This is a genomic window from Gordonia polyisoprenivorans (assembly GCF_017654315.1).
Classification (GTDB): domain Bacteria; phylum Actinomycetota; class Actinomycetes; order Mycobacteriales; family Mycobacteriaceae; genus Gordonia; species Gordonia polyisoprenivorans_A.
Window position 1 is genome coordinate 3,642,979 of sequence record NZ_CP072203.1, and the last position, 14,240, is coordinate 3,657,218.

The following is a 14,240-nucleotide window of genomic DNA, read 5'->3' on the forward strand; positions in this document are numbered from 1 at the left end:
AGTGTACGTTCGTTCACTCGATTCATCTCCGTGATGGCATGGATACGTGCGTCGGCGGTTGGATAAACGGCGGCGATCGAACATATGATCGCATGCGTGGGTATGGCTCGAATCGGTGGCGACAGCGGGCGACCCCACCGGCCCGCGTTCGTGCGCGTCGGCCATCGAGCGGTGCTGATCGATCTGAACGCGCTGTATCCGCAGACGCCGCACCACAGCGGCACCTACCACCCCGACGGATTGCAGATCCGCAAGGTCGCCACCGGCGTCCTCACCGAGTGGGGACTGTCGGAGTGGGGCGAGTGGTACGGCAAGGTGACCTACACCCTGAGCGCACGCGACCGGCAGGAGTCGGTCACCCACTGGGTGCCGGCGTGGGCCCTGCGTCCCGCCGATGGCCCCGGTCGGGTCAGGCCGGACCGGAGATGATGCTGGGCCCCAACAGTTCACAGACCGTCAGCGCCAGGGCGAGATCGAGCCGATCGCGATGTTCTGGTACTGCGGCCAGCGCTTTGCCGACGCGGTACTTGACCGTGTTGCGATGCAGGTTGAGGCGGGTCGCGGTGTGCAGATGACTCTCTCGGGTCGCGTAGAACACCGAGAGTGTCTCGCGCAGCGTCGCCGCCGTGGGTGAGTCGTCGGCGAGACCACCGAGCATCTCCCGCACCCAGGCCGCGGCGGCGGGGAGATCCTGCGCGAGCAGCGAGGCGATGGCGACCCCGCGATCGGCGAACCCCACGACCGATCCGGTGCCACTACCGGGCATGATCGCCACCGCATAGGCTCCGCGAGCCTGCTCATGACTGCGTCGGAATCCGTCGACGCCCTCACCGACCAGACCGAATGCGCCCCGCAGTCCGGGCGGCAGGTCGATCTCTCCGACCGGACGCTCAGCCGACACCGTGCGTAGCGGTATCCAGGCCCAGATCGTCGAACGGTCCACGGCCGTGAGAATTGGCGGCCCGTCGGCACGCTGCCGAACCGCGAGTTCCTCGGCGCCGCGATGCAGGCGCCGCAGATCCACACCGTCGTCGTCGGACCAGATGATCGCAGCAAGATGCGCGCGGTCCAACCGGTATCTGGTCTGCTCGGTGAATGTGCGGCCGTCGGTGTCGGTGCCGTCGAGCACCCGACGAATCGCGGTCGAGGACAGCGTGGCGTCGGCGCCGAGCCAGCGACGGCGTTCGTCCTCGTACGCCTGGAACACATAAAGGGTGATCCAGTCGATGTACCCGAACATGACCCCGGAGATGTGTCGGGTGACCGCCATGGCCCGGTCCGCGTCCAGGCCCAGCTCGCCGATCATCTGATAGCACAACAACATCACCTCGTTCTGACCCAGGTGATAGGCGCGCACAAGAGAATTCGACGGAACGTCGCGTTGAGCGAGGCGCAGTGCGTACTCGACCGCGGCGGTCGTCGGCTGCAGGTGATCGACCGGGATGTCGTTGGCGAGAACGTGGATGATCGTCGAGACGTTGCCGTGCACACTTGCCTCAAGCATCTCGACGAGCTTCGGATCCGCATCCAGATGGTCGATCTCGCGGGCAATCTTGACGCTCAGGTCCGCGACGATGGTGGCCTCTTGCGCACGAAGCCGGCGAGCGATCGCCGTGACCACCTCCTGCAATTCGGCATCGGCAGTCGCGGGCATGCGGGCCAACCGGGCGCGCGCCCGCGCCCCTCGATCACCATCGGCCTCGGTCACCGGCGCCCCCGCAACGATGCCAAGGCCGCCGACGCCGCGTGATAACCGCACAATCCGTGCACGCCCGCACCGGGCGGCGTCGACTGGGAACACAGATAGACGCCATCGACGCCGAGCGCATACGGGTTGGCCGACAGTCGTGGGCGCGCCAGCATCTGCAGCCCGTCATTGGCTCCGCCGATGATGTCCCCGAGAGCGAAATTGGAGTTATAGGACTGCAATTGACGGGTACCGGTACTACGCACGGTGACGATCCGATCGCGGAATCCCGGGGCGAAACGTTCGATCTGGGCGGTCACCGCGTCGGTGGCGTCGCCGTCGTATCCGCGGGGTACGTGGGCGTAGGCGTAGATCGGATTGAGTCCGCCACGGCTCCGCGATCGATCGGCGAGATACTGCTGCCCGAGCAGGACAAAGGGCCTGTCCGCCATGATCCCGGCGGCCCGCTGCCGCTCGGTGTGCCACACCTCGGAGGCATCACCACCGAGATGAACGGTGCCCGCGCGTCCACAGTCGGGAGTGGTCCAGGGGATGTCGCCGTCGATGGCGTAGTCGACCTTGAACGCCGACGACCCGACGCGGTAGCGCGCCAGCGCGCGTCTCACCCTGCCCGGCATCTGGTCACCATAGATCGAGAGCGCCTGCGCGGGTGAGAGATCCAGCAAGACCAGATCGGCCGGCGGGATGTCGGAGCGCGCCGAGACCAGTGTGCCGGTCTCGATCTTGCCGCCGTGGTCACCGATCGCGGTGGCCGCGGCGGCGACGATCGCACCGGACCCCCCGCGGGCGACCGGCCAACCGTGACGATGTCCGCTCGCCGCGATCATCATGCCCAGCGATGCGGTGAGCGGCCGGTCGAGCCGGGTGAATGCATGCGCGGCGATACCGGCGAACAACGCCCGACCACGATCGGTACGAAACCAGCGGGCCATCACGGTCGCGGGCAGTACCGCACGTGGCCCGAATGCCGCCAGCCGCAACGGATGCCGCGGCAGATGCACGATCGGACGAAGGAGGTCCTCGCCCAGCTCGTCGAAGCCGCGCGCGAGGTCACCGAGGGCCAGACGCCAACGCCGACCGTCGGGGCCGAGTCCGTCGGCGGTCTGATCGATGCTGCGATACAGGAGTCCCGCGGTCCCGTCGTCGAGCGGATGGGCGCAGTCGATGTCCGGGAGGCACCAGGTCAAGCCGTAGGACTCCAGGCCGACGCTACGCCAGAACGGCGAGCCCATGGCCAGTGGGTGAAAGGCCGCACAGTGATCGTGGATGAGGCCGGGTTCGGTCAGCTCGCCCGACCGACTACCCCCGCCGACCTCGTCTGCGGCCTCGAGAACGGTGACCTCGACGCCGTTGCGCGCGAGATGCAGGGCGGCGGCGAGCCCGTTGGGCCCGCCGCCGACGACGACGGCAGTCGTCACGGTTGCACCTGCCGCGAGGGTGTCGAGCGCATCCGGGGTTCGGTCACGATCTCAGGATCGGTGAGCGCGCGGCGGGCGTCAATGTCGAGCGTCCAGTCGACCTGCACCGGGATCGGCCCATTGGGCAACCACGGCTGCTCGGCGACCGCGTCGGCGACCCGGTAGGTGCCCGTCTCGATGACGCCGAGTGCAGCGTCGATCACCTTGTAGCGCTGGGTGCCCTTGTGGATGGGCTGCGACTCGATCCAGGCGATCGTGAACTCACCGGGCGCGAAGTCACACCGGCGCTGCAGGGCCGCGATCATCTTCTCGTCGTGCAGGTGTCCGTCACCGAAGTTGAAGGCCACCAGCGAATTACACGAGAACTCGGCCTCTCGCAGAGTGTAGGTGTCGATGTCGTCGCCGAGGTGACGCATCATGAGCGAGAACAGCGCACGCCCCTGACTGTGCAGGGAACGCCACGCCATCATCTGGTGCATGACGACGTCGGCGACCTCCGGTGGATACGACGCGAGCAGCTGGGTCCTGGTGTTCTTCGAGGAGCGGACCACGCACCGGTCGAGTTTGTCCTCGGCGCCCGGGGCGAAGGCCCACGTTGCCGACGCCCAGTTCCCGGCGTACTGCCGCATCGACGGCAGGAACGACACGAGGTCCGGACGGAGATTGCCCAGCACCGGGAAGAAGCACAGCGCTGCGGCGATCAGGGCGAGCACCCACGGCATGGTGGTGTCGGCCAGCGCGAAGCCGTCCCACGTGGGGTGTCCCCAGAACAAGAAGATCGACGCGTAGGCGAACAGGATGTTCCATTCCAGCGGGACCGCGAGGGGGAAGGTGGAGAAGATGAACAGGTGGAAGCAGACCATCAGCACCACGCCCGCCAGCGTGAGCCACTTGTTGGTGGAGAACAGCAGCACCAACGGGGTCACGATCTCGACGATGGTGCCCAGGACGTGCCCGACCCCCGAGGCGAGTCGCGACGGTCGCATGTCGTGCGGGAAGTCGCGGTAGTGGGCGCGTTTGATCGACCGGAACGGCAGCCAGGGGGTGTTGGACAGCATCGGCGGAATGACCATCGAGAAGTGATGTCCCAGTTTGGAAATGCCGGCACCAACCCAGACGGAGACGATCAGGAGCTTGAGCGCCAGGATCATGTCCACGTAGGGCAGGAAGGCGAAGAACACCAGTGCCGGCAGGTACTGCTCGGACCGTGCCGCGATGAAGATCACCTTGTCGCGCAACCCGATGACCACGAAGAGCGCGATCAGCGGGTAGAGGACCACCGGATTCACCACGCCGTGATCACCGGCGACGACCGAGTTCATCGACGATGACGAAACGCCCGGGAGTGCCAGTGCGACAATGATGTTGATCAGGATTGCCGCGTAGATCACGACATCGGCGACAGTTCGGGAATCACCTCTGGTGAACGGTACGCGTCCCGGCCACGGTGGCAGGCGGATCGTCTCCGGCCGTAACCAGAACAGGAACCCGCCGGTCATCGGCTTGAAATGGCCGGCCAGCGGACCCCACGACCCGCCGAGCCCGAGGGTTTCGAGCAGGACGGTCCACAGGACCACCTTTTGATACACGATCAGTTCGTTCCACCAGGAGCCGACGTCGACAACGTTGAATCCCGAACTGAGCGTTGCGATACACAGTCCCGCAACGATATACAGCACGCCGACCTTGAGCAGGTAGATCGTGTGCACCATCTTGGGCGTGCCGAAGCCGTATTCGGCCCAGTGCGCGCCGAGAACGCGCAGCCGGTCGAGAAACGGTCTGTCCAGAAAGGTCTCCGGTTCCACGGGCGGGAAATCCGGGGTGGTGAATCCCATGGGTACTCCTTCGGGGTGAGGCGGAATTGATGGGTGGTTTCGGGGTGCGGACGCGTTCGGCCGACCCGACGCCGTCGTGCGCGGCCGGTTCGGGGGGGAGGAGGGAGAACGCGATCGGGGGCGGTTCTACAGCACCGTCGGCGTTGCGAATTGTCGACGGAGAGCGGGTTTGTCGATCTTGCCCACCGGGTTTCGGGGGAGGGCCTCGACGACGTGGATCGACTCGGGGATCTTGGCCTTGGTCAGCAGCGACCCGAGGTGCCGGGTGAGGGCGTCGGCGTCGGCGGGGTGATCGGGGTAGGGGACGACGAACGCGATCGGGATCTCTCCGTACACCGGATGGGGTGCACCGACGACAGCACTCTCGAGGACTCCCGGATGGGTGGCGAGGGCGTTCTCGATTTCCTTGGGATACAGGTTTTCTCCGCCGCGAATGATCATGTCCTTGATGCGGTCGACGAGTGTCAGGTAGCCGTCGGCATCGAGACGGCCGACGTCGCCGGTGTGCAGCCTGCCGTCGATGACGGTGTTCGTGGTGGCCTCGGGACGATGGAGATAGCCGCGCATCACGTTGGGTCCGGTGATGACCACCTCACCGACGGCACCGGTGGGTAGGTCGGCACCGTCGGGTCCGACCACATGGATGCGCTGGCCCTCGATGGCCGGCCCAACGGTGCCGAGCTTGCGAATCCCGTGACGCGGGTTGCACGTCGACGCGCATGTGCCCTCGGTGAGTCCGTAACCCTCGAGAATCGGGATCCGCAGACTGTTCTCGACGCGATCGAGGAGTTCGGCGGAAATCGGTGCGGCGCCACAGATCGCGAAGCGCAGGGAGTCGAGCGCCTGCGCCCGGCGCTCGAGGTCGGGGTGGGAGACCAGCAGGGCATAGATGGTCGGCACGGCCGAGAAGTAGGTGGGTCGTAGACGTTCGACGTCGTCGAAGAACCTCGAGACCGAGAACCGTCCGGTGATGCTGAGTCGTCCGCCGGCCAGGACCGGCGCCAAGAAGCTCACACAGATCGCATTCACGTGGAACAGCGGCAGGATCAGTAGTGCGTGATCGTCGGCGCCGAGCTCGAGATGGTGTGCCATCGCCGTCGCCATGTAGTGCAGGTTCGCGTGGGACAGCCGAACCCCCTTGGGACGTCCCGTCGATCCGGAGGTGTAGATCAGCAGGGCATCGTCGGCGTCGGCGGCCTCGTTCGGTGCCCGCCACCCCGAGGTGGGAGCCGGAGGCAGGTCGTCGACGTGGAGCACTCTCCGGTCGGCCCGCAGATCCGCGACGTCGGACACGACGACCACCGCGTCGGAATCGTCGAGCTGATAGCGCATCTCGTCGGCGGTGAAGGTCGGGTTGACCGGGGTCGCCACCGCGCGCAGGCGCCACGCGGCCATCAGGACGACGAGCAGTTCGGCACGGTTCGGCAGGACGGTCGCCACGACGTCACCACCCGTGACGCCGAGTCGCTGCAGCGCCTGTGCGCACGCGTCGACCCGGTCGGCGAAGTCGCGATAACTGAGTTCGACGGTGTCATCGGCGACGCACGGGGCGTCGCCGCGATCTCGGAGATCCCAGGCGAAGAACGAGGAGCTGGTCACTGGTGCATACCCTTTCGCCGTGTCTGTGACTTATGACACTAGAACGGGAAGATGTGATGTGAAACGGTCCCGCAAGCCAGAGTTCGGCGATGCCTTTGTGCGCGGAGGACAACCTCGAGGGGACGGCTCCCGGAAGAACGCTCGTGGTTGCGCGAGGAGCAGGTCAGTTGTGAGAAACCTTGGTACCGAACAAGACCGCGGCGTCGGTGGTGGCGACGCTGACCAGCGAGCGACGACCCGCGAGATACCCGAGCGGTCCGTCGGGGGCAAAGGTCCACCGCGTCCGCGCGGTGCGCAGCCGGGCGACGATCCGGTTGGTCGACCACGAGGTACGACCCTCGAGCACCTGAGCGGTGGGTAACGGGATCTGATGCGATCCGGGAAGCAGGCGCGGCCCGAGCTGCGCCTCGAGGCTGGCGACATAGCGGCCGTCCGCGGTCATCGCGGTGGTGATCCGGCGCCCGGATCGTTCACGGGTGAGTTCGCCGAGGTGCTTGGGGATTCCCCAGAGCTCACGTCCACCCGTGCGTGAGTTCGGGCTGGTCACCCAGATGTCGGGAATGCTGACCCGGACACCGTGGCGCACCGACACCACCGGATAGGTCGTGAGCAGTTCTTCGTATTGCAGGACCCCGCCCTCGGTGTAGTGCAGGACGGCGGCGACGACGAGAACCTTGCCCGCCACCGTCAGCAGGCGGGCTCCGGAGGGTATGACCCCGAACGCCTCGGCCGGTAGGTCGGCGCGCGGGACGACGAACGCCGACATGAGAGCGTCACCACCGAGATACCACGGTTCGGGCGGGTAACTCACCCCGTCGGCGCCGACATGCCACGCCCGATCGATGCTGACCGGAATCCTGGTGGTCGTCATCAGTTGTTACCCCCTGGCCGATGGTCGGGTCACGCCGCAGCGCAACACCCTGATGGGACGAACCTACCGATACGTCTCAGCCATGTGCACGGCGGGAGGCCCCACCACAAGAGGGGAGTCCACCACAACAAGAGACTCCGACCGAGAATGCCGGGTCGGGGGTCTGGCACTCTCGGTCGGAGTCATAGGTGAGATCGTCGAGGGTGGCGATCGCGTTACACATCGTCGAAAAGAATTTCACCGACGGCCGAGCCCGCCCGCCACCACACCGCCCGACACCCGAGGAGCACCCCCAGCGATGACCGATCCCACCGTGTACGCCGACGACCTCCAGCCTGGTCAGTGCCAGGATCTTGGCGCTCATACGGTCACCGAGACCGAGCTCGTCGACTTCGCATCGCAGTGGGATCCGCAGACGTTTCACATCGACAGGGCAGCCGCCGAGTCGGGCGCATTCGGTGGCCTGATCGCCAGCGGAATCCACAGTCTGGCGATCGCACAGCGCCTCGCCGTCAGCTCGGTCCTGCGTTCGTGGAGCGTGATCGCCGGGCGTCGGCTCCGGGAGATGGAGTTCCTGGCACCGGTCCGCCCCGGGGACACATTGTCCGGATCCATGCGGATCGAGTCCGTCGACCTCGACGCGCGCGGCCGTGGCCTGGTGACCTACACGACCGAACTGGTGAATCAGTCCGGGGTGGCGGTCCTGCGCTTCGACGCCGATGTCTACCTTCGGTCCCGGCCTGCTCGCTGAGGAATATGCGAGGATCGTCCATGTGACCGCGAAGCCAGACCGCGATCGGCGGAGGGCAGACCTGCGCCGGCTCCGACAGGTGCGCGACCGGATCGACCGCGACCACGCCCAGCCCCTCGATGTGGAGGCACTCGCAAGCGGCGTCGCCATGTCGGCGGGACATCTGAGCCGAGAATTCAAGCGTGCGTATGGCGAATCGCCGTACTCCTACCTGATGACCCGGCGTATCGAACGCGCGATGACCTTGCTGCGCCGGGGCGATCTGTCGGTCACCGACATCTGTTTCGCCGTGGGATGTTCGTCGCTGGGAACCTTCAGCACCCGCTTCGCCGAGCTCGTCGGTATGCCGCCCACCGAGTACCGACGTCGCGCCGCCGACGAGACCGTCGGCATTCCGACATGTCTGGCCACACAGGTCACCCGACCGGTCAGGAATCGAGAAGTCTCGCCGGCCGGGCGCGGCTAGCGTTGTCGGCATGGACATCACGATTCACTACACCTTTCTCCCGCAGACCGACCCCGACGCGGCGCTCGGGTTCTATCGCGACACCCTCGGATTCGAGGTGCGCAACGACGTCGGCTACTCCGGCATGCGCTGGCTCACCGTGGGACCCCCGAACCAGCCACAGACCGCCGTCGTGCTCCACCCACCCGCCGTCGATCCCGGCATCACCGAACAGGAGCGTGAGACGATCCTCGATCTCATCGCCAAGGGCACCTATGGCGCGGCACTGACGTTGGCCACCGACGACCTCCAGGGACTGTTCGACAAACTCCAGGCTGCCGGTACCGAGGTCATCCAGGAACCGATGGATCAGCCGTACGGTGTGCGCGACTGCGCATTTCGGGACCCGACGGGCAACCTGCTGCGCATCAACCAGACGCCCTGACACCCGGGCCACGTGACGCCCGAGACCTTGCCACCCCACCCGAGAAGCCCGACCGCAACGGAGAATCGATGAGCCGGACGCCGACGAGATCGACGCCCCACCCCGCCGACACCCACGACATCATCCGGGTCCACGGAGCCAGGGCGAACAACCTGCGCAACGTCGACGTCGAGATCCCCAAGCGGCGCCTGACGGTGTTCACCGGGGTGTCTGGATCGGGGAAGAGCTCGCTGGTGTTCGCGACGATCGCCGCGGAATCGCAGCGGATGATCAACGAAACCTACAGTGCTTTCGTCCAGGGCTTCATGCCGAGCCTGGCCCGGCCCGACGTGGACGTGCTCGAGGGCCTGACCACGGCGATCATCGTCGACCAGGAACGCATGGGCGCCAACCCGCGGTCGACGGTCGGCACCGCCACCGATGCCAACGCCATGTTGCGCATCCTGTTCAGCCGTCTCGGTGAGCCCACCATCGGCTCGCCGCAGGCGTTCTCGTTCAACGTCGCCTCGGTGTCGGGCGCCGGAGCCGTCGAGATCGAACGTGGTGGACGGAAAGTCAAGGAACGCAGGGAGTTCAGCATCACCGGCGGGATGTGCCCGCGATGCGAAGGGCGGGGCGAGGTCTCCGACTTCGACCTGAGCGCACTCTTCGACGACACCAAATCCCTCAACGAGGGCGCACTGACGATTCCCGGCTACTCGATGGACGGCTGGTACGGGCGCATCTATCGCGAGTGCGGATTCTTCGACCCAGACAAACCCATCGCCAAGTTCACCAAACGACAACTCGACATCCTGCTCTACTCCGAACCCAAGCGGATCAAGGTCGAGGGCATCAACGTCACGTTCGAGGGTCTGATCCCCAAGATCCAGAAATCCATGCTCGCCAAGGACCGGGAGGCGATGCAACCGCACATCCGAGCCTTCGTCGACCGTGCGATCACCTTCACCGTGTGCCCCGACTGCGACGGCACGCGGCTGTCCGAACTCGCCCGGTCATCGAAGATCGACGGCCGCAGCATCGCCGACGTCTGCGCCCTGCAGATCACCGACCTCGCCGACTGGGTCCGCGGCCTGCAGGGATCGTCGACCGCATCGGTGACCCCGGTGTTGACCGCACTGTCGGAACTGCTGGACTCCTTCGTCGACATCGGTCTCGGCTACCTCTCCCTGGATCGACCGGCGGGCACGCTGTCGGGCGGAGAAGCGCAGCGCACCAAACTGATCCGTCATCTGGGCTCATCACTGACCGATGTCACCTACGTGTTCGACGAACCCACGATCGGGCTGCATCCACACGATATCGAGCGGATGAACGACCTCCTGCGGCAACTACGCGACAAGGGCAACACCGTGCTCGTCGTCGAACACAAACCGGAGGCCATCGCGATCGCCGACCACGTCGTCGACATCGGTCCGGGCGCGGGCACCGAGGGCGGTCAGATCGTCTTCGAGGGCAGCGTCGAGGGACTGCGCGGCGCCGACACCCTCACCGGCCGCCACCTCGACGATCGCGCGACACTCAAGACCACCCTGCGCGAGGCGACCGGAGCACTCGAGGTGCGTGGCGCCGACACCCACAATCTCCGGGACGTCGACGTCGACATCCCACTCGGTGTGCTCGTGGTGCTGACCGGCGTCGCCGGATCGGGGAAGAGCTCGCTCATCGGCGGGTCCGTGGCCGGGCGCGACGGCGTCGTCAGCATCGATCAGGGTGCGATCAAGGGCTCGCGACGTAGCAACCCCGCCACCTACACCGGCCTGCTGGAGCCCATCCGGAAAGCGTTCGCGAAGGCCAACGGCGTCAAACCGGCTCTGTTCAGCGCCAATTCGGAGGGCGCGTGCCCCAACTGCAAAGGCGCGGGCGTCGTCTACTCGGACCTGGCGATGATGGGTGGGGTCTCGACGATCTGCGAGGTCTGCGAGGGCAAGCGATTCCAGGCCGAGGTGCTCGGCTACACCTTCGGTGGCGCCGACATCGACGAGGTACTCGGGATGTCGGTGGCCCAGGCCGAGCGGTTCTTCTCCGACGGTGACGCGAAAATCCCCGCTGCACACAAGATCCTGCAGCGGCTGTCCGACGTCGGGCTGGGCTACCTGCGGATCGGGCAACCGTTGACCACACTGTCCGGCGGGGAACGTCAGCGACTCAAACTCGCCGCACAGATGGGGGACAAGGGTGAGGTCTACATTCTCGACGAACCCACCTCGGGCCTTCATCTGGCAGATGTCGAGCAGCTGCTCGGGCTACTGGATCGCCTGGTCGACGGCGGGAAATCGGTGATCGTCATCGAACACCATCAGGCCGTGATGGCCCACGCCGACTGGATCATCGACCTCGGGCCGGGAGCCGGACACGACGGCGGTCAGGTGGTGTTCACCGGCACCCCGGCCCAATTGGTCTCGGAGCGAACCACACTCACCGGCCGTCACCTCGCCGACTACGTCGGCGCCTGACGGCTCAGCCGTCGGCAGAAACGATGACGATCGCGAAGACCAGCGTGTCCCCGGCGTTGATCCCGGCCGAGGGATTGCCGTCGGGGTAGCCGTCGGCGGGGGCGGTCGCCCCCGCGACGGGGGAGCCGACACGCTGGCCCGCGATCGCCTTGCTGAATCCCGGAACCACCTCGGCCAGTGAGAATTGCGCGGGCTGGCCGCGGGTGTAGCTGCTGTCGAACTGCAGTCCGGTGCGTCCGTCGACGCCGACGTAGTTGACGGTGACTTTGGCACCGTCACCAACGGTCTGGCCGTCACCACCGCTCAGCGTGTGCACCTGCGTCTCGGTGACCGCGAACGGGGTGGTCATCGACACCTGCGGGGCCGAGGTGTCGTTCTTCGCCGCGGTCACCGTGACCCGTCCGGTCGATCCGTTCAGCGACCAACTCGGCGGCCCGTCGTCGGACGAGGAGCTACATCCGGCCACCATCACCACGGTGAGAAGGGCGATCGACGCGAGGACCCCTCGAAGCATGCGCATGCCGCGCAACGCTACTACCTACCCGGTCTCGGCAACCAATGACGCCAGACGGCGCACCTCCTCGACGCTGCCGGGGGACACGAGCATCGTGGTGACACCCGCCTTCTCCCAAACCGCGATCTGTTCCCGGACATGATCGACATCGCCGACGATCGCAGAATCGTCGACCACCTCGTCGGGGATGATCGCCGCCGCATCGTCCTTGCGTCCGGACCGGAACAGCGAGGTGACCTCGTCGACGACCTCGCCGTAGCCCATCCGCCGATAGACCTCGGCGTGGAAATTGGTGTCCTCGCTGCCCATTCCGCCCATGTAGAGAGCCAGGAACGGTTTGATCGCGGCGTAGGAGGCGTCGCGGTCGTCGGTGATGACGATCTGGGCGGTCGCGCAGATCTCGAAATCCTCACGACTGCGGCGGGCACCGGGCCGGGCGAATCCCTCGTCGAGCCACGCGTTGTAGGTGTCGGCCATCCGCGGCGTGTAGAACAGCGGTAGCCAGCCGTCGGCGATCTCCGCGGCGAGAGCGATGTTCTTGGGGCCCTCGGCGCCGAGCATCACCGGGATGTCGGCCCGCAGCGGGTGAACGATCGGCTTGAGCGGCTTGCCCAGCCCGGTCGCACCCGGCCCGGTGTAGGGCAGCGGGTAGTGCGGACCGGCACTGACCACCGGCGCCTGTCTCGCCCACACCTGCCGCATGATGTCGACGTATTCGCGGGTGCGTCCCAGTGGCTTCTCGAACCTCTGCCCGTACCACCCCTCGACGACCTGCGGACCCGACACACCGAGACCGACGATGTGGCGACCGCCGGAGAGATGGTCGAGGGTGAGGGCGGCCATCGCACAGGCGGTGGGCGTGCGCGCCGAGAGCTGCAACACCGAGGTGCCCAACCGCATCCGCTGCGTCGAGGCGCCCCACCAGGCCAGCGGGGTGTAGGCGTCCGAGCCCCACGCCTCGGCGGTGAAGACCGCGTCGAATCCGGCTTCCTCGGCCGCGAGCACGAGTTCGTGGTGGTTCGGTGCCGGCTGCGCACCCCAATATCCCAGTTGCAGTCCGAGTTTCATCATTCTCCTTCGCGGCGCGTGAGGCGCCGCCCGGCATGGGCGAGCGACGCGTTCCTCGACGGTATCCCGCGACGGAGCCCGGCTCAATACCCAATAAGGGCAATTAGTTGACTACCCTGGGTGCATGTCGTTGCGTCACGCGATCCTCGCCGAACTCCTCGACGACGGAGCCAGTGGATACCAGCTGGCCAAGACCTTCGACGTGGCGGTCGCGAGCTTCTGGTTCGCGACGCCGCAGCAGTTGTATGCCGAACTGTCGCGTCTGGAGGCTGACGGCCTGATCCGCGGGCGTGAGGTGACCCAGCAGGGCCGACCCAACAAGCGGGTCTTCACCCTGAGCGACGCCGGGCGTGCCGCACTCGTCGACTTCGTCTCGGCCGCGTCCAAACCCACCTTCGTGCGCGACGACCTGTTGGTGAAGGTGCGGGCGTGCGATGTCGGCGAGGTGGCCACCCTGATCGACACCCTGCATGCTCGCCGGGCGCACGCGTTGGCCAAGGCAGAACTGATCGAATCGCTGCTCGCCAAGATGCGCGGGGAGATGTCCGAGGACCGGTATCTGGCCGAGAGTCCGCGCGTGGGACCGTATCTCACGGGTCTACGCGGCATCGCCTTCGAGCGGGAGAACGCGGCGTGGTGTCGCCGTGCGGCCGACGTCCTGTCCGCGCGCCTCGACCGGACCGAGCCGCCGCACTGAGCACGGCGCGCCTATCCGCTTTCGGTTCCGCTTTCGGCCTCGGCACGTATCCTGTCGAACTGCGCACCCATCGCCTCGGCGAGCGCGGTGGCCCCGGACAACGGTCGGACCATCACCATCAACTCGTCGATCTTGCCGCTGGCGTCGAGATGAAGGAAGTCGCAGCCGGTGATCGCCTTGCCGTTCACCGTCGTCTCGAACATCAGGGCATGGTCGGGCGCTCCGGGCGCACCGAACTCCTTGACGTACCGGAAGTCCTCGAACACCCGGAGCACGCCGCGGAGGATGGCTGCGGTGATCGGTTTGCCCTGATAGGGCGCAAAGGCGACCGGACTGATGAAGGTCACGTCCTCGGCGAGAAGCTCGTCGACGGCTGCCATGTCCCGGTTCTCCACCGCTTCGCGGAACGGGTGCATTCGATCACGACTCCTTA

General features: G+C 66.5%; 14 protein-coding genes. 6 read left to right on the forward strand and 8 right to left on the reverse strand.

Annotated elements, in window-relative coordinates:
* Positions 1-102 precede the first annotated feature (102 nt).
* Positions 103-429, forward strand: coding sequence for a hypothetical protein (locus tag J6U32_RS16345; protein WP_006372791.1), 327 nt, complete (start codon positions 103-105; stop codon positions 427-429).
* Here J6U32_RS16345 and J6U32_RS16350 read toward each other — a convergent pair.
* The 5 genes from J6U32_RS16350 to J6U32_RS16370 all read right to left on the reverse strand — a co-directional run bounded on the left by J6U32_RS16350 (position 410) and on the right by J6U32_RS16370 (position 7,431).
* Complete coding sequence (locus tag J6U32_RS16350; RefSeq protein WP_208791251.1) at positions 410-1,708, reverse strand: PucR family transcriptional regulator; 1,299 nt, start codon at positions 1,706-1,708, stop codon at positions 410-412. The genes J6U32_RS16345 and J6U32_RS16350 overlap by 20 nt on opposite strands.
* Complete coding sequence (locus tag J6U32_RS16355; protein ID WP_208791252.1) at positions 1,705-3,126, reverse strand: phytoene desaturase family protein; 1,422 nt, start codon at positions 3,124-3,126, stop codon at positions 1,705-1,707. Before J6U32_RS16355 ends, J6U32_RS16350 begins: the two co-directional genes overlap by 4 nt.
* On the reverse strand, positions 3,123-4,961 hold the full coding sequence (locus tag J6U32_RS16360; RefSeq protein WP_208791253.1) for a DUF3556 domain-containing protein: 1,839 nt from the start codon (positions 4,959-4,961) through the stop codon (positions 3,123-3,125). The genes J6U32_RS16355 and J6U32_RS16360 overlap by 4 nt, the downstream gene beginning before the upstream one ends.
* Before the next feature lie 126 nt (positions 4,962-5,087).
* Positions 5,088-6,560 (reverse strand): class I adenylate-forming enzyme family protein, encoded by a 1,473-nt coding sequence (locus J6U32_RS16365; protein WP_208791254.1) that lies wholly within the window; start codon positions 6,558-6,560, stop codon positions 5,088-5,090.
* Positions 6,561-6,723: 163 nt separating this feature from the next.
* Positions 6,724-7,431 (reverse strand): acetoacetate decarboxylase family protein, encoded by a 708-nt coding sequence (locus J6U32_RS16370; RefSeq protein WP_208791255.1) that lies wholly within the window; start codon positions 7,429-7,431, stop codon positions 6,724-6,726.
* A 298-nt stretch (positions 7,432-7,729) separates the two neighbouring features.
* Here J6U32_RS16370 and J6U32_RS16375 point away from each other — a divergent pair, with 298 nt between their 5' ends.
* The 4 genes from J6U32_RS16375 (at position 7,730) to J6U32_RS16390 (ending at position 11,528) form a co-directional block, all read left to right on the forward strand.
* Positions 7,730-8,182: a MaoC/PaaZ C-terminal domain-containing protein gene (locus tag J6U32_RS16375; protein WP_208791256.1), complete on the forward strand. Its 453-nt coding sequence runs from the start codon at positions 7,730-7,732 to the stop codon at positions 8,180-8,182.
* A complete protein-coding gene (locus J6U32_RS16380) occupies positions 8,151-8,648 on the forward strand; it encodes a helix-turn-helix transcriptional regulator (protein ID WP_425324069.1) in 498 nt (165 codons plus the stop codon). Before J6U32_RS16375 ends, J6U32_RS16380 begins: the two co-directional genes overlap by 32 nt.
* 10 nt (positions 8,649-8,658) lie before the next feature.
* Positions 8,659-9,072, forward strand: coding sequence for a VOC family protein (locus tag J6U32_RS16385; protein WP_208791258.1), 414 nt, complete (start codon positions 8,659-8,661; stop codon positions 9,070-9,072).
* Between the two features lie 68 nt (positions 9,073-9,140).
* Positions 9,141-11,528 carry an ATP-binding cassette domain-containing protein gene (locus tag J6U32_RS16390; RefSeq protein ID WP_208791259.1) on the forward strand — a complete coding sequence of 796 codons (2,388 nt, stop codon included), beginning with the start codon at positions 9,141-9,143 and terminating at the stop codon, positions 11,526-11,528.
* A 4-nt stretch (positions 11,529-11,532) separates the two neighbouring features.
* On the opposite strand, the gene J6U32_RS16395 is transcribed toward J6U32_RS16390, so the two are convergent.
* A complete protein-coding gene (locus tag J6U32_RS16395) occupies positions 11,533-12,048 on the reverse strand; it encodes an FKBP-type peptidyl-prolyl cis-trans isomerase (RefSeq protein ID WP_208791260.1) in 516 nt (171 codons plus the stop codon).
* Between the two features lie 18 nt (positions 12,049-12,066).
* Positions 12,067-13,110 (reverse strand): LLM class F420-dependent oxidoreductase, encoded by a 1,044-nt coding sequence (locus J6U32_RS16400; protein ID WP_208791261.1) that lies wholly within the window; start codon positions 13,108-13,110, stop codon positions 12,067-12,069.
* 124 nt (positions 13,111-13,234) lie between these two features.
* On the opposite strand from J6U32_RS16400, the gene J6U32_RS16405 reads away from it, so the two are divergent.
* Positions 13,235-13,807: a PadR family transcriptional regulator gene (locus J6U32_RS16405; RefSeq protein ID WP_208791262.1), complete on the forward strand. Its 573-nt coding sequence runs from the start codon at positions 13,235-13,237 to the stop codon at positions 13,805-13,807.
* An 11-nt stretch (positions 13,808-13,818) separates the two neighbouring features.
* Here J6U32_RS16405 and J6U32_RS16410 read toward each other — a convergent pair whose 3' ends face one another.
* Positions 13,819-14,223: a nuclear transport factor 2 family protein gene (locus tag J6U32_RS16410; RefSeq protein ID WP_208791263.1), complete on the reverse strand. Its 405-nt coding sequence runs from the start codon at positions 14,221-14,223 to the stop codon at positions 13,819-13,821.
* Positions 14,224-14,240: the final 17 nt, after the last annotated feature.

What these genes read in the sequence shown, in the direction of transcription:
- J6U32_RS16380 (WP_425324069.1), top strand. Translation starts at nt 8,151, where the DNA reads ATGTCTACCTTCGGTCCCGGCCTGCTCGCTGAGGAATATGCGAGGATC.
- J6U32_RS16360 (WP_208791253.1), bottom strand. Translation starts at nt 4,961, where the DNA reads ATGGGATTCACCACCCCGGATTTCCCGCCCGTGGAACCGGAGACCTTT.
- J6U32_RS16410 (WP_208791263.1), bottom strand. Translation starts at nt 14,223, where the DNA reads ATGCACCCGTTCCGCGAAGCGGTGGAGAACCGGGACATGGCAGCCGTC.
- J6U32_RS16345 (WP_006372791.1), top strand. Translation starts at nt 103, where the DNA reads ATGGCTCGAATCGGTGGCGACAGCGGGCGACCCCACCGGCCCGCGTTC.
- J6U32_RS16375 (WP_208791256.1), top strand. Translation starts at nt 7,730, where the DNA reads ATGACCGATCCCACCGTGTACGCCGACGACCTCCAGCCTGGTCAGTGC.
- J6U32_RS16385 (WP_208791258.1), top strand. Translation starts at nt 8,659, where the DNA reads ATGGACATCACGATTCACTACACCTTTCTCCCGCAGACCGACCCCGAC.
- J6U32_RS16390 (WP_208791259.1), top strand. Translation starts at nt 9,141, where the DNA reads ATGAGCCGGACGCCGACGAGATCGACGCCCCACCCCGCCGACACCCAC.
- J6U32_RS16395 (WP_208791260.1), bottom strand. Translation starts at nt 12,048, where the DNA reads ATGCGCATGCTTCGAGGGGTCCTCGCGTCGATCGCCCTTCTCACCGTG.
- J6U32_RS16405 (WP_208791262.1), top strand. Translation starts at nt 13,235, where the DNA reads ATGTCGTTGCGTCACGCGATCCTCGCCGAACTCCTCGACGACGGAGCC.
- J6U32_RS16370 (WP_208791255.1), bottom strand. Translation starts at nt 7,431, where the DNA reads ATGACGACCACCAGGATTCCGGTCAGCATCGATCGGGCGTGGCATGTC.
- J6U32_RS16400 (WP_208791261.1), bottom strand. Translation starts at nt 13,110, where the DNA reads ATGAAACTCGGACTGCAACTGGGATATTGGGGTGCGCAGCCGGCACCG.